Origin of the sequence: Streptomyces sp. NPDC052236, from assembly GCF_044548015.1 — a bacterium.
Lineage (GTDB): Bacteria > Actinomycetota > Actinomycetes > Streptomycetales > Streptomycetaceae > Streptomyces.
In genome coordinates this window covers 79,751-97,180 of sequence record NZ_JBIUBL010000016.1, presented here as the reverse complement: position 1 = coordinate 97,180, position 17,430 = coordinate 79,751, and the positions used below count along the sequence as shown (strand labels likewise).

Genomic DNA, 17,430 nt, shown 5'->3' with positions numbered 1-17,430 from the left:
GTGCGGCCCCCCGTTTGTGCGATGAGGCCCTCCGGGTGGCAGCATGGATGAGGTGAGTGTTGCTCCTACAGAGATCGAACGCCCCGAGTCAGCGGAGGAGAGCTCCGTCGTACCAGAGCCGGATGTGCCCTGGGTGACGCTCGTCCACAATGACCCCGTCAACCTGATGAGCTACGTCACCTATGTCTTCCAGGCCTATTTCGGCTATTCCAAGGACAAGGCGCACAAACTGATGCTGGATGTCCATCACAAGGGGCGCGCCGTCGTCTCCAGCGGCAGTCGCGAGGAGATGGAGCGCGACGTACAGGCGATGCACGGTTACGGGCTGTGGGCGACGCTCACCCAGGACCGCAACTGATGGCCGGGCACTTCGAGCCGGTCCCCGGCGGCGGCGCGGCCGTCGCGCTCGATGAGGTCGAGATCTCGATCCTGCGCTCGCTCGCCGTACAGCTGCTGGAGCTGATCGGACCCGGCGACGAGCCGGTCGAGGGTGAGGACCCGCTGGCCGCGCTGTTCGCCGAGGGGCCGAGCGAGCCGCCCGCGGACCCCGCGCTGGCCCGGCTCTTCCCGGAGGCGTACGCGGGTCCTGACGCCGACGCGAAGGACGAGGAACTGCGCGCCGCCTCCGCGGAGTTCAGGCGCTTCACCGAGAGGGACCTGCGCTCGCGCAAACGCGCGGACGCGCTCACCGTCGTCCGCACGCTGGATTCGCTGACCTCGCTGACCTCGTCGGGCGAGGGCGGAGCCGTACTCAAGCTCACCGCCGACGACTGCCTGCACTGGCTCGGCGCGCTCAACGACCTGCGGCTGACCATCGGCACCCGGCTCGACGTCAGCGACGAGGACGAGAGCGACGAGCTCTACCGGCTGCCGGACTCCGACCCGCGCAAGCCGATGGTGATGGCGTATCTGTGGCTCGGCGCGCTCCAGGAATCGCTCGTCGAGACGCTGATGCCCTGACGCGCTCGCCGTCCGCCGTCCGCAGTCCAGCATGCGGGCCTGTCCGTACCACTCCTCGGTACGGACGTGCCCTTCTGCTTATCCTGATCGGCATGCTGACCCTCACCCAGGCCCTCTACGACCAGATCGTCGCGCATGCCCGCGCCGACCACCCCGACGAAGCCTGCGGCGTGGTCGCGGGCCCGGAGGGCAGCGGCCGTCCCGAGCGCTTCATCCCGATGCTGAACGCCGCGCGCTCACCGACGTTCTACGAGTTCGACTCGGCGGATCTGCTGAAGCTCTACCGGGAGCTGGATGACCGCGACGAAGAGCCGGTGATCATCTACCACTCGCACACGGCGACGGAGGCGTACCCGTCCCGTACGGACATCTCGTACGCGAACGAGCCCGGCGCGCACTACGTACTGGTGTCGACGGCGGACACGGACGGCGCGGGACTGTTCCAGTTCCGCTCGTTCCGGATAGTGGAGGGGAAGATCACGGAGGAGGAAATCAAGGTCGTTGAGGCGTACTGAGGACGGTGTGCCAACCGCTGTGCCCGCATTCTGAGCAGGTTCCGTCCGGGATGCGAGATGCCCTTCCGGGACCCGGACAGGGAATCGATACGATGACCGCATGGTTCCCCAAGACGTGAGCGAGAAGACGCCGAGCACTGTGCTGCTCGTAGCGCGGCTGCACGTCGACCTGTGCCGCCTCGCCAGCGCGATGTGTACGGTCCGCGCCGCGTTCTGACCATGGTCTGACGGCCCGACGGCCCGAGCGCACTCACCAGTACGACCCCCCGCGCGGGGGCCAGAGCCGCGCGCCCCCTGTGTCACTTCCGCAAGCCTTCCGACAGGAGCCCATGCCATGGCCATCGAGGTCCGCATCCCGACCATCCTCCGTACCTACACCGGCGGCGCCAAGGCCGTCGAGGGCAGCGGAGACACCCTCGCCGAGCTCCTCGACGACCTCGAGTCCCGCCACAACGGCATCCAGGAGCGCATTGTCGACGGCGGCCAGCTGCGCCGCTTCGTGAACGTCTACCTGAACGACGAGGACGTCCGTTTCCTGGAGGGCATCTCCACCAAGCTCGCCGACGGCGACAGCATCACGATCCTCCCTGCCGTCGCGGGTGGCATGCGCTGATGCGTTACGACTCCCCGCTGGCGGCGGTGGGCAATACTCCGCTGGTCCGCCTGCCGCGACTGTCGCCCTCGGACACCGTCCGGATCTGGGCCAAGCTGGAGGACCGCAACCCGACCGGCTCGATCAAGGACCGCCCGGCCCTGCACATGATCGAGCAGGCGGAGAAGGACGGCCGCCTGACGCCGGGCTGCACGATCCTGGAGCCGACGAGCGGCAACACCGGCATCTCGCTGGCGATGGCGGCGAAGCTCAAGGGCTACCGCATCGTGTGCGTGATGCCGGAGAACACCAGCCAGGAGCGTCGTCAGCTCCTCGCGATGTGGGGCGCGGAGATCATCGACAGCCCGGCGGCGGGCGGCTCGAACACGGCGGTACGGGTGGCCAAGGGGCTGGCCGCCGAGCACCCCGAGTGGGTGATGCTCTACCAGTACGGCAACCCGGACAACGCGGGCGCGCACTACGCCACGACGGGCCCGGAGATCCTCGCCGACCTCCCGTCCATCACCCACTTCGTGGCGGGCCTGGGCACGACGGGCACGCTGATGGGCGTCGGCCGCTACCTGCGGGAACACGTCCCGGGCATCCGCATTGTGGCGGCGGAACCTCGCTATGACGACCTGGTCTACGGCCTGCGCAACCTTGACGAGGGCTTCGTCCCGGAGCTGTACGACGCGTCGGTGCTGACGACCCGCTTCTCGGTGGGCTCGGCGGACGCGGTGACGCGGACGCGGGAACTGCTCCAGCAGGAGGGAATTTTCGCGGGCGTCTCGACGGGGGCGGCGCTGCACGCGGCGATCGGCGTCGGCAGGAAGGCGGTGGCGGCGGGCGAGCCGGCGGACATCGTCTTCGTGGTGGCGGACGGCGGCTGGAAGTACTTGTCGACGGGGGTCTACACGGCCCCGACGACGGAGGCGGCAATCGAGACGCTTCAGGGCCAGCTCTGGGCGTAACGTTCCTGTCCGGCTGCGCCGGTTGCTCGTACTGGTGAGGTGTGGGGCCTTGTGAGGTGTGGGGCAGACGCCCCACACCCTCCGCCATAGCGACCCCACCACATCCGCCGGCCCGGTAACATGACTGGCGGCTTGCGGCCGTGTCGTAACTGGCAGCCGAGCTGCGTTTAGGTCGCAGTGGGAGAAATCCCGTGTGGGTTCGAATCCCACCGGCCGCACTGCTGAGGGGCCGTCCACCACCTGTGGACGGCCCCTCGGCGTGTGCGGCTCAGCCCAGGAGCTCCCGCAGGACCGGGACCAGTGCGCGGAATGCCTTGCCTCGGTGGCTGATCGCGTTCTTCTCCGCCGCCGTCAGCTCCGCGCACGTACGCGTCTCGCCCTCCGGCTGGAGGATCGGGTCGTAGCCGAAGCCGCCCGTGCCCGACGGGGTGTGGCGCAGGGTGCCCAGGAGTCGGCCCTCGACCACCCGCTCGGTGCCGTCGGGGAGGGCCAGGGCCGCCGCGCAGGCGAAGTGGGCGCCCCTGTGCTCGTCGGAGATGTCCGCGAGCTGGGCCAGGAGCAGGTCCAGGTTGGCCCGGTCGTCGCCGTGGCGGCCCGACCACCTGGCGGAGAAGATGCCGGGTGCGCCGCCGAGGACGTCGACGCAGAGGCCGGAGTCGTCGGCGATGGCCGGGAGGCCGGTGGCGCGGGCCAGGGTGTGGGCCTTGAGCAGCGCGTTCTCGGCGAAGGTGACGCCTGTTTCCTTGACGTCGGGGATGTCGGGGTAGGCGTCCGCGCCGACGAGGTCGTGCGGGAGGGCCGCGTCGGCGAGGATGGCCTTGAGTTCGGTGATTTTCCCGGCGTTGCGGGTGGCGAGGATCAGACGGGTCATGCCCTCGATTATCCGGTGGCTATCCCGGGGTGCAGACCTTGCCGATCTCTCCGGCGGCGTCGGTGACGGGCGTGATGTCCGGCGTGGCGTCGCCGTTCTCGATCGACTTGCGGACGTTGTCGACGCCGGCGTTGAGGGAGTCGACCGCCTTGCTCAGGTCGGCGTCGTCGGTCTTGTCGCCGAGGCCCGTCAGTTCCTTGTCGATCTCGTCGAGGGCTTCCCGGGCCTGTGTCGGGTCGTCGGCGGCGCTGGAGATCGCCTGCTGGAGCTTGTCGACGCTGGTGGCGATCGAGTCGGCGGTCTCGACGCAGTCGAGTGCCTTGTCGAGGGCGCTGCAGCCGACCGCGGCGGGAACGAGCAGAGCTGCGGTGGCGAGCGTGAGTGCGATGCGGCGGCGCGCGAGCATGAAGCTGTCCTCCCCGGAAACGGACGGGCGCACGGTTTGGCCCGTACGCCCGTAAAAGTAACGACGCCCCTGTGGCGCTCTTGGTTGCTTCTTTACTTGAGCAGCTCGCCCTGGAGGGCTTCGCGCTGGAGCGCGGCGAGGTCGGCGCAGCCGCCGGTGGCGAGGTCGAGGAGCGCGTTGAGCTCCTTGCGGTCGAAGGGCTCGGCCTCGGCGGTGCCCTGGACCTCGACGAAGCGGCCGTCGCCGGTGCAGACGACGTTCATGTCGGTCTCGGCGCGTACGTCCTCCTCGTAGCAGAGGTCGAGGAGGGGCATGCCGTCCACGATGCCGACGCTGACCGCGGCGACGGTGCCGGTCAGGGGCTTACGGCCGGCCTTGACGAGCTTCTTGGCCTGGGCCCAGGCCACGGCGTCGGCGAGCGCGACGTACGCCCCGGTGATCGCGGCGGTACGGGTGCCGCCGTCCGCCTGGAGTACGTCACAGTCCAGGACGATGGTGTTCTCGCCGAGCGCCTTGTAGTCGATGACCGCGCGCAGAGACCGGCCGATGAGGCGGCTGATCTCGTGGGTGCGTCCGCCGATCTTGCCGCGTACGGATTCGCGATCGCCACGGGTGTTGGTGGAGCGGGGCAGCATCGAGTACTCGGAGGTCACCCAGCCCTCGCCGCTGCCCTTGCGCCAGCGCGGGACGCCTTCGGAGAAGGAGGCGGTGCAGAACACCTTGGTGTCACCGAAGGAGATGAGGACGGAGCCCTCGGCGTGCTTACTCCATCCGCGTTCGATGGTGACCGGACGGAGCTGTTCGGGGGTGCGGCCGTCGATACGAGACATGCTTGGAGCCTAGCGGCTACGCGTGAGGCCCCGTTCCCGGCGGAACGGGACCCTGCGGCCGGCGGCTTACATCATGTCTTCGATGTCCGCGGCGATGGGGTCGGCGTCGGTGCCGATGACGACCTGGATCGCGTTGCCCATCTTGACGACGCCGTGGGCACCCGCGGCCTTGAGGGCGACTTCGTCAACCTTGCCCGGGTCGACCACTTCGGTACGGAGGCGGGTGATGCAGCCTTCGATCTCCTCGATGTTGTCGATTCCACCGAGCCCGGCGACGATCTTCTCAGCCTTGCTGGCCATGTCTCTCTCCCTGCTTTTCCAAGAGCGCGCTGAACGCTGAGCGCTGCACGGTTGGCCCAACTTCGCGGGCGACCAACCGTCTCATACCGAATGATGACGGCAACGGACCGTATCGCAACTGGTCTACACCAGTCTGCGACAGCTGCCAAGCCAGGCGAGTTCCGGGAGGACGCCGATGAGCTCCGAGAGCGCTGCCCAACCGCGCCGCAAGTGGTGGTCCGGCACGTTCCAGGGGTTTCAGCGGATGGGCCGGAGCCTGCAGCTGCCGATCGCCGTCCTCCCGGCGGCAGGCATCCTCAACCGGCTCGGCCAGAAAGATGTCTTCGGCAGCGACGGCCTGGGCTGGGACAGCGTCGCCAAGGTGATGGCGGGCGCGGGCGGCGCGCTGCTGGACCCCAATATCGGGCTGCCGCTGCTGTTCTGCGTCGGTGTGGCGATCGGCATGGCGAAGAAGGCCGACGGTTCCACGGCGCTCGCCGCCGTCGCGGGGTTCCTTGTCTACTACAACGTGCTGCGCCAGTTCCCCAAGGACTGCGAGGGCGGGGGTGAGTCCATCGTCGCCGTGGGCTGCCGGGCGCCCGACGGGACGGTCACGGCGTTCACGTATCAGAATCCGGGGGTCTTCGGCGGCATCGTCATGGGCCTGCTGGCGGCCTACTTCTGGCGGCGGTACCACCGTACGAGACTGGTGGACTGGCTCGGCTTCTTCAACGGCCGCAGGCTCGTCCCGATCATCATGTCCTTCGTCGCGATCGCCTTCGCGGCGCTGTGCCTGTGGATCTGGCCGCCGATCGGCGACGCGCTGGAGAGCTTCAGTGACTGGCTGGTGGGCCTGGGCGCGTGGGGCGCCGGGATCTTCGGCGTCGCGAACCGGGCGCTGCTGGTCATCGGCCTGCACCAGTTCCTCAATGTGCCGGTGTGGTTCCAGTTCGGCAGCTACACCGAGCCGGACGGCGCGGTGGTCCACGGCGACATCTCGCGCTTCCTGGCGGGCGACCCGGACGCGGGCCAGTTCACCACCGGGTTCTTCCCGATCATGATGTTCGCGCTGCCCGCGGCGGCGCTGGCGATCACGCACTGCGCCAAGCCGCACCGCCGCAAGGAGGTCGGCGGGCTGATGCTGTCGGTCGCCCTGACGTCTTTTGTCACCGGGATCACCGAGCCGATCGAGTACTCGTTCCTCTTCGTCGCCCCCCTGCTGTACGCGATCCACGCGGTGCTGACCGGTGTGTCGATGGCGGTGAGCTGGGCGCTGGGCGTCAAGGACGGCTTCAGCTTCTCGGCGGGCCTGATCGACTACGTCATCAACTGGAGCCTGGCGACGAGACCTTGGCTGATCATTCCGATCGGTCTCGCGTTCGCGGCGGTGTACTACGTGATCTTCCGGTTCGCGATCACGAAGTTCGATATCCCGACGCCGGGGCGGGAGCCGGAGGAGATCGAGGCGGAGCTGCGGCGGGACAACATCAAGTAGTCCCGCGACCGCCTTTGCTCCAGTGGTCCAGGCCTCAGAAATCCAGGGTTCCTTATCTCACCCTCACCGTGCTACAACTGGTCTACACCACTGAGTGGTGTAGACCACGCGGCCGTCGCCGCGTCCCCCTGAGACGCCGCCCTCCCTCAGTTTGCCCTGTCCCTGGCGGTGCCTTGCCCAATGGAGGTAGTTGATGTCCACGGCTAGCGCCGCCCCCGCGGCGGCGAAGAAGAAGGGCGCGGGCGCGATGGCTGTCATGCAGCGCATCGGCCGCAGCCTCATGCTGCCGGTCGCGGTGCTGCCCGCCGCCGCGCTGCTGGTCCGTTTCGGTCAGCCCGACATGCTCGGCAGGGAGTCGTTCCCGGAGTTCGTCACCAAGCTCGCGAGCTTCATGGCCGCGGGCGGCGACGCGATTCTCGCGAACATGCCGCTGCTGTTCGCCGTAGGCATCGCGATCGGCTTCGCGAAGAAGTCGGACGGCTCGACCGCGCTCGCGGCGGTTGCCGGTTACCTGGTCTTCAAGGGCGTACTGGCCACCTTCACCGACCCGAACCTGGACAAGGTCGCCAAGGTCATCGACGGCAAGATCGTCATGACCGAGGCGCCGGTGGACGCGAAGGTCCTCGGCGGTGTGGTGATGGGCATAGTCGTCGCCCTGCTGTACCAGAAGTTCTACCGGACCAAGCTGCCCGACTGGGCGGGCTTCTTCGGTGGCCGCCGTCTGGTCCCGATCCTCTCCTCCTTCGCGGGTCTGCTGGTCGGCATCCTCTTCGGTCTGATCTGGCCGGTGCTCGGCGCGGGTCTGCACAACTTCGGTGAGTGGCTGGTCGGCTCCGGCGCGGTCGGCGCGGGCATCTTCGGTGTCTTCAACCGCGCGCTGATCCCGATCGGCATGCACCACCTGCTGAACTCCTTCCCGTGGTTCCAGGCCGGTACGTTCGAGGGCAAGAGCGGCGACATCAACCGCTTCCTGGCGGGTGACCCGAGCGCCGGGCAGTTCATGACCGGCTTCTTCCCGATCATGATGTTCGCCCTTCCGGCGGCGTGCCTCGCGATCGTGCACTGTGCCCGCCCGGAGCGCCGCAAGGTCGTCGGCGGCATGATGTTCTCGCTCGCGCTCACCTCGTTCGTCACGGGCGTGACCGAGCCGATCGAGTTCACGTTCATGTTCATCGCGCCGGCGCTGTACGCGGTCCACGCGCTGCTGACCGGTGTCTCGATGGCGCTGACGTGGGCGCTGGGGATGAAGGACGGCTTCGGCTTCTCGGCGGGCGCGGTGGACTTCTTCCTGAACCTGGGGATCGCGTCGAACCCGTGGGGGCTGGCGCTGGTGGGCCTCTGCTTCGCCGCGGTCTACTACGTGATCTTCCGGTTCGCGATCACGAAGTTCAATCTGCCGACTCCGGGGCGTGAGTCGGACGAGGAGCTCGCGGAGCTCCAGAAGGCGGAGGCGAAGTAGGCCTTCTGCTCAACGACTGAAGCCTCTGCCCTCTCCGTAGCCACGGAGAGGGCAGAGGCTTCTTCTAGATGTCGTAGACCGCGCCGGGGGCGGCGAGCTCGGTCGGGCCGTCGTAGACCGCGCGGGCGTCGGCGAGGTTCTGCTGGGCGTCCGTCCACGGCGGGATGTGCGTCAGCACGAGCTTGCGGGCGTTCGCGCGCCGCGCGTGGGCGCCTGCCTCACGGCCGTTCAGATGGAGGTCCGGGACGTCCTCCTTGCCGTGCGTGAAGGACGCCTCGCACAGGAAGAGGTCGGCGCCGTCGGCGAGTTCGTGCAGGCTCTCGCAGACGCCGGTGTCGCCGGAGTACGTGAGCACCTTGCCGCCGTGCTCCAGGCGGATGCCGTACGCCTCGACCGGGTGGCTCACCTTCTCCGTACGGACGGAGAACGGGCCTATGTGGAAACTGCCGGACTTGAGGGTGTGGAAGTCGAACACCTCGCGCATGGCGGAGGGTGAAGGGGTGTCCGCGTAGGCGGTGGTCAGGCGCTGCTCGGTGCCTTCGGGGCCGTAGACGGGCAGGGGGGCACAGCGGCCTCCGTCGTGGCGGTAGTAGCGGGCGACGAAGTACCCGCACATGTCGATGCAGTGGTCAGCGTGGAGATGGCTGAGGAAGATGGCGTCGAGGTCGTAGAGACCGACGTGGCGCTGCAGCTCGCCAAGGGCCCCGTTGCCCATGTCGAGGAGCAGCCGGAAGCCGTCGGCCTCTACGAGGTAGCTCGAACAAGCCGATTCCGCGGACGGAAACGACCCCGAGCAGCCGACGACGGTGAGCTTCATGGAGCTGGAACCTCCGTTGACGAGGAGGGCTGGGGAGGGGCGTGCGGTCTGTCGAGCGTAAGGCGCAAAAGGGCTGGTCGCCCCTAGGTGGCAGGCCGTTGTGGGGGAACTCACCTGCGCTGTCACCGGTTCGGAGGGAGTGCGCGCGTGGAGCGGCGGCGCGCCGGTACGGTCTGGGGTATGGATACGACGTGGTGGCTGGCGGTACCGGCGGTGGTGGTGCTCGCACTGATCGCCACGGTGGCGGACGGGTGGGGCCGGAGCCCCCGCCGCCCGGGCGGCCGGGTACGTCCCCCGGGCCGGGCGGCGGGCCCGGTCGGTCCTGGTCGCGGGAAGAAGGGGCGACCGCGGCCGGGTGAAATCTGGTGGGCGGTTGTGCCGTACGAGGACGGGCCGGGGTCGAAGGACAGGCCGTGCCTGGTGCTGTCGGTACGGGGAGGTACGGCGCTGGTCGCCAAGATCACCAGCAGGCACCACGAGGAGCGCCCGGGGGTACTCGCCCTGCCCCCGGGGACGGTGGGCGACGCGCGGGGACGGCGGAGCTTCCTGGAGACGGATGAGCTGCGGGATGTGGGGGTGGGGGAGTTCAGACGCCGGGTGGGTGTGGTGGACGGGACGGTGTGGGACCGGGTCCGGCACTTGGCGGCGTAGGGGGTACGCGTGTCGCCCCCGGGCGAGGTGGGGTGTGGGGCTGACGCCCCACACCCTGAGGCGCCCGCTTCGAAGCGCGAGCAACGAGCCCGCCCGACCCGGCAAGGGCCCGCGTGAGCGCGGAGCGCCGGGCCCGAGGCCGGGCCCCGTCATGGCGAAGGGGGCGCCGGCATCGCGGCGTGGAACGCGGAGGGCGCCGCGGGCGGGCGGAAGGCGCAGGAACCCAGAACGACCGACCCGTGGCGTGGGCTTCGCGGTGCGAAGGGCGGGCCATGAGAACGGCCGACCGGGCGAGTGCGGAGCGCCGGAGCGGACCAGGGCCCGAGGCCGCAGGCGTCTCAGGTGAAGAGAGGGCGCAACGCGCGAAGCGCGAGCGGCGGGCCTGCGCGCCGCCTTGGCGCACCAGCCCCCGGGGGCGGGAGCGCGCGTGAGTGCGGAGCCCGGGCCCGAGGCGGACCCTTTCCCGTGGCCTCAGAACTTTGGTTCCGGCGCCTGCGCCAGGACCAGTTCCGCCGCCTCCTCCTTCGTACCCACCGACGGGGGCGAGCCCGCCAGCGGCTGCTGGGCCGTCTCCTTCATGCACGCCACCGCCACCATGCCGATCAGCGCCGCCGCCATCGTGTAGAACGCCGGCATCATGTCCGTCCCGGTGACGCTGATCAGGCCCGTGATCACCAGCGGTGTCGTGCCGCCGAACAGCGACGCCGACAGGTTGTAGCCCACCGACAGCGACCCGTACCGCACCTGCGTGGGGAACAGCGCCGGGAGCGCCGCCGACATCGTGCCCAACAGGCACACCAGGCAGAGGCCGAGCAGCAGCATGCCCGTGCTCACCGCGACCAGGCTGCCCTGCTTGACCAGCAGGAACGCCGGGGCCGACAGGACGAAGAAGCCGGCCATGCCCGTCATCAGCAGCGGTTTGCGGCCGTAGCGGTCGTTGAGGCGGCCCACCTGGTTGATGACCAGCATCAGGACCGCCATCGTGCCCAGCAGGAGCAGCAGGCCGTGGGTGTCGTCGTAGCCCATCTCGTCCGTGAGGTACGTCGGCATGTACGACAGCAGCATGTAGTTCGCGACGTTGTACGCGCCGACCAGAGCGATGCACAGGATCAGCGTCGGCCAGTAGACACGGAAGATGTCGATGAGCTCTTCCTTGGTGGTGGTCTCCACCGTGTCCGCCACCTCCGAGACGCGGGCGGCGTTCTCCGCCTCCAGTTTCTGGAAGGCCGGGGTCTCGTCGAGCTTGAGCCGCAGATAGAGGCCGATCAGGCCCAGTGGGGCGGCGACCAGGAACGGGACGCGCCAGCCCCAGGCCTCCATGGTGTCCGAGCCGAGCAACGCCGTGAGCCCGGTGACCAGGCCGGACGCGCCGATGTACCCGGCCAGGGTGCCCAGTTCCAGGAAGCTGCCGAAGAAGCCGCGCCGCTTGTCGGGCGCGTACTCGGCGATGAACGTGGAGGCGCCGCCGTACTCGCCGCCCGTGGAGAAGCCCTGCACCAGGCGGAAGACGATCAGCAGCACCGGGGCCCAGAAGCCGATCGACGCGTACGAGGGGATCAGGCCGATCGCGCCGGTGCCGATCGCCATCATGATCATCGTGAGCGCGAGGACCTGCTTACGGCCGATCTTGTCGCCCAGCGGTCCGAAGAACAGGCCGCCGAGCGGCCGTACGAGAAAGGCCACGGCGAAGGTCGCGAAGGAGGAGAGCAGCTGAACGGTGCTGTTCCCGGACGGGAAGAAGACATGCCCGAGGGTGACGGCCAGATAGCTGTAGATGCCGAAGTCGAACCACTCCATGGCGTTGCCGAGCGAGGCCGCCTTCACGGCCCGCTTGACCGCCGCTTCGTCGGTCACGGTGATGTCGCTGCGCCGCAGTCGGGGGTTCTTCCGCTGCTTGATGGTGCGGAAGAGCCGGGGATGACGCCTGACTGCTGCCGGATCGACCGGCCCTTCGGGCTCGGTGGCCGCCATGACCGATTTTCCTTTCCCTGGACACGGACAACTCGTCTCCAAAGGGAACATCTACACCGTCAAAGCGGTCATAAACCGAAGCCCCGCTCAAGGCGGGGCTCCCGTCACCGAAGGTCAAGGTCGTAGCTTCATCAGATGATGCCCAGATCCTTGATGATCTTGGCGACATGGCCGGTCGCCTTCACGTTGTAGAGCGCGCGCTCCACCTTGCCGTCCTCGTCGACCACGACCGTGGAGCGGATGACGCCCGTCACCGTCTTGCCGTACAGCTTCTTCTCGCCGAACGCGCCGTACGCCTCCAGCGTCTCTTTCGACGGGTCGCCGACCAGCGTGACCTTCAGGCTCTCCTTGTCGCGGAACTTCGCCAGTTTCTCCGGCTTGTCCGGGGATACCCCGATCACCTCGTATCCCGCGCCCGCCAGCAGCTCCAGATTGTCGGTGAAGTCGCACGCCTGCTTGGTGCAGCCGGGCGTCAGGGCCGCCGGGTAGAAGTAGACGATGACCTTGCGGCCCTTGTGCTGCGCGAGCGAGACCTCGTTTCCGTCCGCGTCGGGCAGGGTGAAGGCGGGGGCGGTGTCGCCGGGCTGGAGTCGCTCGCTCATGGTTCTCCTCGGAAGGACGCGGTACGGATGCGTGACGCGGATGGGTGACGGGGTACGCCGTCGAGCGTAATAGGGGTGCCGCGGGGTGGCGGCCCAGGCCGAGTGACAGACTGTCCACCAAGGATTACCGGACACGACCACGGAGGCAGCGCGGTGTCGGATGCCAGGACCCCTGCGCAGATCGAGGCGGACATCGTCCGCAGGCGCGGACAGCTTGCCGAGACGCTCGACGAGATCGGGGCGCGCGTGCACCCGAAGACGATCGTCGGCGACGCGAAGGCGAAGCTCGCCTCAACCGTGGACCAGACCGCGGGCCGCGCGTATGTGACGGTGAACCGTACGATCACGCAGGTCAGGGCGCAGTTCGTGGCGGAGGACGGGGCACCCCGGCTGGAGCGGCTGGTTCCGGTGGCGCTGGTGACCGTGGGTCTGGTGGGTCTGCTCGCGATGTCCGCGAGGCGACGCCGGGCGTGATGCCGCGGCTGGGCTTCGACCGGCACAGACCGGTACCGCCCCGCACCGCCCGGCCATCCGCCTTACGGAACGCTCCACGGCAGGTAGGTTCGACGTGTGAGCGAGAAGAACCATCATGACAAGTTGCCCATCCGGATGCTCCACGACCGCGTACTGGTACGGACCGACATCCCCGAGGGCGAGCGGCGTTCCAGCGGCGGCATCGTCATCCCCGCGACCGCGGCGGTGGGCCGCCGGCTCGCCTGGGCCGAGGTCGTCGCGGTCGGGCAGAGCGTGCGGACCGTGGCGGCGGGGGACCGGGTGCTGTACGACCCCGAGGACCGCGCCGAGGTCGAGGTGCGCGGGGTGGCGTATCTGCTGATGCGGGAGCGCGATCTGCACGCGGTCGCCGCGGACCGGTTCGAGGGGTCCGAGGACACGACCGGCCTGTATCTGTAGGAAGTGCGAACACAGGGCTGGTGGCGGGTGTTACCAGCCCTTTCGCATGACCCCCTCGAACGGTGACGCCGTGAGCGTCGGCGTGGGCAGGGGCGTGTACGAGGGTGAGGGCGTCGGTGTGGGCGGGAGCGAGGGCGTGGGTGACGGGTTGGGGCTGAAAGTGGGACCGGGACCGGGAGTGCCGCTCGGGCCCCCGTCGCCCGTACCCCCGCCGGCCGGGTCCCGGGTGTCCGTGGCGCTCGGCTCCTCCGGCTGATCCGTCCCCTCCTCCGGCGGAGGCTCCACGTCCGCCGCCCCCTCCTGCAGCTCCAGCTCGAAGTCCCGGACCTCGGAGCCCTCCAGCGCCGCTGCCGTGAACTGGCCCCAGATCTCCGCCGGCACCCCGCCCCCGTTGATCCGGTCCAGCCCCAACGCCCCGTACAGCGGTTTCTGCGTCCCGGTGACCGGGTCCTGGCCCATCACCGCGACCACCGTCGCCAGGTCCGGGGTGTAGCCCGCGAACCAGGCGGCCTTGTCCTCCTCCGCCGTGCCCGTCTTGCCCGCCGCCGGGCGGCCCGCCGACTGCGCCGCGGTGCCGGTGCCGCCGTCGACCACGCTCCGCAGGATGGAGGTGGTCGTGTCGGCGGCCTCCCTGCTGACCGCCTGCCTGGCCGCCGCCTTCGGCAGCGGCAGGTTCTCGCCGTCCTTTCTGACCTGCTCGACCAGCGTGTACGTACCGTGCCTGCCGTGGTTCGCGAGCGTCGCGTACGCCTCCGTCAGGTCGAGGACACCGGCGGTCGCCGGGCCCAGCGCGATGGAGGGTGACGCGGTCAGGTCCGGCGTGTCCTCCGGGATGCCGAGATCGATCGCGGTCCGCTCGACCTTGGCGGGGGAGACGTCCACCGCCATCTGCGCGTAGACCGCGTTGACGGACTCGTCGGTGGCGGTACGGACAGTGATGGGCCCGTACGAGACGTCGTCCTCGTTCGCGGGGGCGTAGTGCCCTCCGCTCCAGCCCTCGACCGGACGCTTGTTGGAGCCGTCGTAAACGGTGTTGGGGGTGATGATCCGGCCGTCCTGGGTGGTGGACCGGTTCTCGACGGCGGCGGTGAAGACGAACGGCTTGAAGGTGGAGCCGACTTGGTAGTCGCGGCGGGTGGCGTTGTTGACGTACTGCTTGGTGTAGTCGACGCCGCCGTACATGGCGACGACCTTGCCGGTGGCCGGGTCGATGGACGCCCCGCCGACGCGGACGTTGCGGTCTGCCGCGCGGTCCTGGTCGAGCCGGTTCAGCACCTGGTCCTGGACCGCCTCGGCGAAGGCGTCCTGCTTCGCGCGCTCCAGGGTGGTGGTGATCCGGTAGCCGCCGGCGGCCAGCGTGTTCTCGTCGATGATCCGGTTGTTGGTGAGGTAGTCCTCGACGGCCTGGACGACATAGCCGCCCTGGCCGGACAGGCCGCTCGCGGGCCGTGCCGTATGCGGCGTGGGGAACTTCATGGCGGCGCGGTCCGCGGCGCTGAGCCACTTCTCCTTGACCATGCCGTCGAGTACGTAGTTCCAGCGGTCGAGCGCGCGCTCCCTGTTCTCGGGGTGAGTGGTGACGTCGTACGTGCTCGGGGCGTTGAGGAGGGCCGCGAGGTAGGCGCCCTGCGCGGTGCCGAGCTCGCCGATGTCCGTCCCGTAGTACGCGTGGGCGGCGGCCTGGATGCCGTACGCGTTGCGCCCGAAGTAACTGGTGTTGAGGTAGCCCTCCAGGATTTCGTTCTTGCTCTCCTCGCGGTCCAGTTTCACCGCGATGAAGAACTCCTTCACTTTCCGGGTGACGGTCTGTTCCTGGCCCAGGTAGTAATTCTTGACGTACTGCTGGGTGATCGTGGAGCCGGACTGCCTGCCCTTGCCGGTCAGGGTGTTCCACGCGGCGCGGACCATCGCCTGGGGGTCGACGGCACGCTCGGAGTGGAAGTCCCGGTCCTCCGCGGCCAGTACGGCCTGCTGCACCGTCAGAGGGATCTGCTCCAGCTTGACGTTCTCGCGGTTGACCTCGCCGTCGCGCGCGATCTGGGTGCCGTCCTTGTAGAGGTAGACATTGGACTGGGCGGTGGCCGCGGCATTGGCGGGCGGGATGTCCACGAGCAGATAGCCGAGCAGGAAGCCGCCGGTCAGCAGCGCCACGACGAGGAGAAGCGCGGAGAGCGTCATCCGCCAGGTGGGGAGCGCGCGACGCCAGCCCGTGCGCCGGCGGGGCTTTCCGCTCTGCTCCCCGGGAAGGGGCGCAGGTCCGCCGACGGCCGCGTCAATGGTGACGTCCTGGCTCGCGTCCCTGGGCGCCCAGCGCCGTCCCTCTGGCTCGTCGCTCATATCTCCCATAGTGCCCTTTTGGGTGCGACCAACCCCGGATTGGGCTAGGGTCGGGCGCTTTGGTGCCTGGAGGCGGAGGGGGTCGAAGTGCGGCTTTACGCGGTCGTCGCGGCGGGTGGGTTCCGGCGCTATGCGACGTACCGGATGGCGACGGCGGCGGGCATGTTCACCAACACCGTCTTCGGTTTCATCATGGCGTACACCTATATAGCGCTGTGGGACGAGCGTCCGCAGCTGGGTGGGTACGACCTGTCCCAGGCGCTCACCTATGTGTGGCTGGGCCAGGCGCTGCTGATGACCTGCGCCATGATGGGCGGCGGTTTCGAGGACGAGCTGATGGAGCGGATCCGTACCGGCGACATCGTGATCGACCTGTACCGGCCCGTTGACCTGCAACTGTGGTGGATGGCGGGCGACTTGGGGCGGGCGGCCTTCCATCTTCTGGGGCGGGGCGTCGTGCCGATGGTGCTGGGCGCGCTGGCCTTCGATCTGGCGCTGCCGCTGTCGCCGCTGACCTGGATCGCCTTCCTGGTGTCCGTGGCGCTGGGGGTCACGGTGAGCTTCGCGGTCCGGTTCCTGGTCGCGCTGTCCGCGTTCTGGACGATGGACGGGGCCGGGGTGGCGCAGATCAGCTGGCTGGCGGGGATGTTCTTCTCGGGGATGCTGCTGCCGCTGACGCTCTTTCCGGGGGCGCTGGGCGAGGTGGCGCGGGCGCTGCCCTGGTCCTCGATGCTGCAGGTCCCGGCCGATGTGCTGCTGGGCAAGCGCACGGGGTGGGGGCTGGTGGAGGCGTACGCCTTCCAGGGCGGCTGGGCGCTGGCGCTACTGGCGGCGGGTCGGGCGTTGCAGCGGGCGGCGACGCGCAGGGTGGTGGTGCAGGGTGGCTGAGCAGCAGATGACTGAGCAGCAGACGACTGAGCGGCAGACGACTGAGCGGGTGACGGCGCTGTCGAACGGCCTGCGGGCGTACGTCCTGATCGCGGCGATGTGGATCCGCTCCACGATGGCGTACCGCGCGTCCTTCGTCATGACGGCGTTCGGGAACTTCGCGGCGACCGGCTTCGACTTCGTCGCGATCCTGCTGATGTTCTCGCACGTGGACGCGCTCGGCGGCTACTCGCTCGGCGAGATCGCCTTCCTCTACGGGGCGGCGGGCACGGCTTTCGGCCTCGCCGATCTCGTCATGGGGTCGATGGACCGGCTGGGGCGGCGCGTACGGGACGGCACGCTGGACACGCTGCTGGTGCGGCCGGTGCCGGTGCTCGCGCAGGTGGCGGCGGACCGGTTCGCGCTGCGCCGCCTGGGCCGGGTCACACAGGGCCTGCTGGTCCTGGCGTACGCGCTGACGGTCGTGGACATCGACTGGACGCCGCTGCGGGTGCTGATGCTGCCGATGATGGTGGTCAGCGGGGCGGTGATCTTCTCGGCGATGTTCGTGGCCGGGGCGGCGTTCCAGTTCGTGGCGCAGGACGCGTCGGAGGTGCAGAACTCCTTCACGTACGGCGGGAACACGCTGCTCCAGTACCCGCCGACGATCTTCGCGAAGGACCTGGTGCGCGGGGTGACGTTCGTGGTGCCGCTGGCCTTCGTCAACTGGCTGCCCGCGCTGTACGTGCTGGGGCGGCCGTATCCGCTGGAGCTGCCGCAGTGGCTGGCCTTCCTGCCGCCGGTGGTGGCGGGGGTGTGCTGCGCTCTGGCCGGTCTTGCCTGGCGGGCGGGCCTTCGTTCGTACCGGTCCACAGGGAGCTGAGGGGTTTTGGAC

21 protein-coding genes and 1 tRNA gene are annotated in these 17,430 nt (G+C 69.1%); 14 read left to right on the top strand and 8 right to left on the bottom strand.

All coding sequences use genetic code 11. From position 1 onward, the window contains the following. Positions 1 to 43 precede the first annotated feature (43 nt). The 7 genes from clpS to ACIHCQ_RS25535 all read left to right on the top strand — a co-directional run bounded on the left by clpS (position 44) and on the right by ACIHCQ_RS25535 (position 3,256). The gene (clpS, locus tag ACIHCQ_RS25565) at positions 44 to 358 is read left to right on the top strand and encodes an ATP-dependent Clp protease adapter ClpS (protein ID WP_399666626.1); all 315 of its coding nucleotides are present in this window, start codon (positions 44 to 46) and stop codon (positions 356 to 358) included. Further along, positions 358 to 960: a DUF2017 domain-containing protein gene (locus tag ACIHCQ_RS25560; protein WP_399666623.1), complete on the top strand. Its 603-nt coding sequence runs from the start codon at positions 358 to 360 to the stop codon at positions 958 to 960. The genes clpS and ACIHCQ_RS25560 overlap by 1 nt, the downstream gene beginning before the upstream one ends. A gap of 92 nt (positions 961 to 1,052) precedes the next feature. Beyond that, positions 1,053 to 1,475 (top strand): Mov34/MPN/PAD-1 family protein, encoded by a 423-nt coding sequence (locus ACIHCQ_RS25555; protein ID WP_399666620.1) that lies wholly within the window; start codon positions 1,053 to 1,055, stop codon positions 1,473 to 1,475. Between the two features lie 100 nt (positions 1,476 to 1,575). Beyond that, on the top strand, positions 1,576 to 1,692 hold the full coding sequence (locus tag ACIHCQ_RS25550; protein WP_399666617.1) for a putative leader peptide: 117 nt from the start codon (positions 1,576 to 1,578) through the stop codon (positions 1,690 to 1,692). A gap of 117 nt (positions 1,693 to 1,809) precedes the next feature. After that, positions 1,810 to 2,088: a MoaD/ThiS family protein gene (locus ACIHCQ_RS25545; RefSeq protein WP_399666614.1), complete on the top strand. Its 279-nt coding sequence runs from the start codon at positions 1,810 to 1,812 to the stop codon at positions 2,086 to 2,088. Beyond that, on the top strand, positions 2,088 to 3,038 hold the full coding sequence (locus tag ACIHCQ_RS25540) for a PLP-dependent cysteine synthase family protein (protein ID WP_399666611.1): 951 nt from the start codon (positions 2,088 to 2,090) through the stop codon (positions 3,036 to 3,038). The genes ACIHCQ_RS25545 and ACIHCQ_RS25540 overlap by 1 nt, the downstream gene beginning before the upstream one ends. Before the next feature lie 134 nt (positions 3,039 to 3,172). Further along, positions 3,173 to 3,256, top strand: a tRNA-Leu gene (locus tag ACIHCQ_RS25535). Positions 3,257 to 3,306: 50 nt separating this feature from the next. Here the strand turns inward: ACIHCQ_RS25535 and rdgB are convergent. The 4 genes from rdgB to ACIHCQ_RS25515 form a co-directional block, all read right to left on the bottom strand. After that, the gene (gene rdgB / locus ACIHCQ_RS25530; protein ID WP_399666607.1) at positions 3,307 to 3,909 is read right to left on the bottom strand and encodes an RdgB/HAM1 family non-canonical purine NTP pyrophosphatase; all 603 of its coding nucleotides are present in this window, start codon (positions 3,907 to 3,909) and stop codon (positions 3,307 to 3,309) included. A 19-nt stretch (positions 3,910 to 3,928) separates the two neighbouring features. Continuing rightward, positions 3,929 to 4,315, bottom strand: coding sequence for a hypothetical protein (locus tag ACIHCQ_RS25525; RefSeq protein WP_399666604.1), 387 nt, complete (start codon positions 4,313 to 4,315; stop codon positions 3,929 to 3,931). 92 nt (positions 4,316 to 4,407) lie between these two features. Further along, a complete protein-coding gene (rph, locus tag ACIHCQ_RS25520; RefSeq protein WP_399666601.1) occupies positions 4,408 to 5,145 on the bottom strand; it encodes a ribonuclease PH in 738 nt (245 codons plus the stop codon). Positions 5,146 to 5,211: 66 nt separating this feature from the next. Continuing rightward, on the bottom strand, positions 5,212 to 5,505 hold the full coding sequence (locus ACIHCQ_RS25515) for a glucose PTS transporter subunit EIIB (RefSeq protein WP_399666598.1): 294 nt from the start codon (positions 5,503 to 5,505) through the stop codon (positions 5,212 to 5,214). Between the two features lie 115 nt (positions 5,506 to 5,620). Between ACIHCQ_RS25515 and ACIHCQ_RS25510 the strand changes: the two genes are divergently transcribed. Together ACIHCQ_RS25510 and ACIHCQ_RS25505 are read left to right on the top strand one after the other, a co-directional pair. Then, positions 5,621 to 6,919 carry a PTS transporter subunit EIIC gene (locus tag ACIHCQ_RS25510; protein WP_399666595.1) on the top strand — a complete coding sequence of 433 codons (1,299 nt, stop codon included), beginning with the start codon at positions 5,621 to 5,623 and terminating at the stop codon, positions 6,917 to 6,919. A gap of 193 nt (positions 6,920 to 7,112) precedes the next feature. Next, positions 7,113 to 8,378 carry a PTS transporter subunit EIIC gene (locus ACIHCQ_RS25505; protein WP_399666592.1) on the top strand — a complete coding sequence of 422 codons (1,266 nt, stop codon included), beginning with the start codon at positions 7,113 to 7,115 and terminating at the stop codon, positions 8,376 to 8,378. Positions 8,379 to 8,442: 64 nt separating this feature from the next. On the opposite strand, the gene ACIHCQ_RS25500 is transcribed toward ACIHCQ_RS25505, so the two are convergent. Further along, on the bottom strand, positions 8,443 to 9,195 hold the full coding sequence (locus ACIHCQ_RS25500) for an MBL fold metallo-hydrolase (protein WP_399666589.1): 753 nt from the start codon (positions 9,193 to 9,195) through the stop codon (positions 8,443 to 8,445). Between the two features lie 180 nt (positions 9,196 to 9,375). On the opposite strand from ACIHCQ_RS25500, the gene ACIHCQ_RS25495 reads away from it, so the two are divergent. Beyond that, a complete protein-coding gene (locus ACIHCQ_RS25495; protein WP_399666586.1) occupies positions 9,376 to 9,846 on the top strand; it encodes a type II toxin-antitoxin system PemK/MazF family toxin in 471 nt (156 codons plus the stop codon). Positions 9,847 to 10,317: 471 nt separating this feature from the next. On the opposite strand, the gene ACIHCQ_RS25490 is transcribed toward ACIHCQ_RS25495, so the two are convergent. Both ACIHCQ_RS25490 and bcp read right to left on the bottom strand, forming a co-directional pair. Continuing rightward, positions 10,318 to 11,817, bottom strand: a complete 1,500-nt coding sequence (locus ACIHCQ_RS25490) for an MFS transporter (RefSeq protein ID WP_399666583.1) — start codon at positions 11,815 to 11,817, stop codon at positions 10,318 to 10,320. A 131-nt stretch (positions 11,818 to 11,948) separates the two neighbouring features. Continuing rightward, positions 11,949 to 12,419: a thioredoxin-dependent thiol peroxidase gene (gene bcp / locus ACIHCQ_RS25485; protein WP_399666580.1), complete on the bottom strand. Its 471-nt coding sequence runs from the start codon at positions 12,417 to 12,419 to the stop codon at positions 11,949 to 11,951. A gap of 153 nt (positions 12,420 to 12,572) precedes the next feature. Here bcp and ACIHCQ_RS25480 point away from each other — a divergent pair, with 153 nt between their 5' ends. Further along, positions 12,573 to 12,893, top strand: a complete 321-nt coding sequence (locus tag ACIHCQ_RS25480; protein WP_399666577.1) for a DUF3618 domain-containing protein — start codon at positions 12,573 to 12,575, stop codon at positions 12,891 to 12,893. A gap of 135 nt (positions 12,894 to 13,028) precedes the next feature. Beyond that, a complete protein-coding gene (locus ACIHCQ_RS25475; RefSeq protein WP_399666894.1) occupies positions 13,029 to 13,331 on the top strand; it encodes a GroES family chaperonin in 303 nt (100 codons plus the stop codon). Positions 13,332 to 13,361: 30 nt separating this feature from the next. On the opposite strand, the gene ACIHCQ_RS25470 is transcribed toward ACIHCQ_RS25475, so the two are convergent. Further along, entirely contained in the window at positions 13,362 to 15,668 is a 2,307-nt protein-coding gene (locus tag ACIHCQ_RS25470; RefSeq protein WP_399666574.1) for a transglycosylase domain-containing protein, read from the bottom strand. Between the two features lie 87 nt (positions 15,669 to 15,755). Here ACIHCQ_RS25470 and ACIHCQ_RS25465 point away from each other — a divergent pair, with 87 nt between their 5' ends. Further along, on the top strand, positions 15,756 to 16,556 hold the full coding sequence (locus ACIHCQ_RS25465; RefSeq protein ID WP_399666572.1) for an ABC transporter permease: 801 nt from the start codon (positions 15,756 to 15,758) through the stop codon (positions 16,554 to 16,556). Between the two features lie 7 nt (positions 16,557 to 16,563). Then, positions 16,564 to 17,418, top strand: a complete 855-nt coding sequence (locus tag ACIHCQ_RS25460) for an ABC transporter permease (protein WP_399666569.1) — start codon at positions 16,564 to 16,566, stop codon at positions 17,416 to 17,418. Positions 17,419 to 17,430 lie beyond the last annotated feature (12 nt).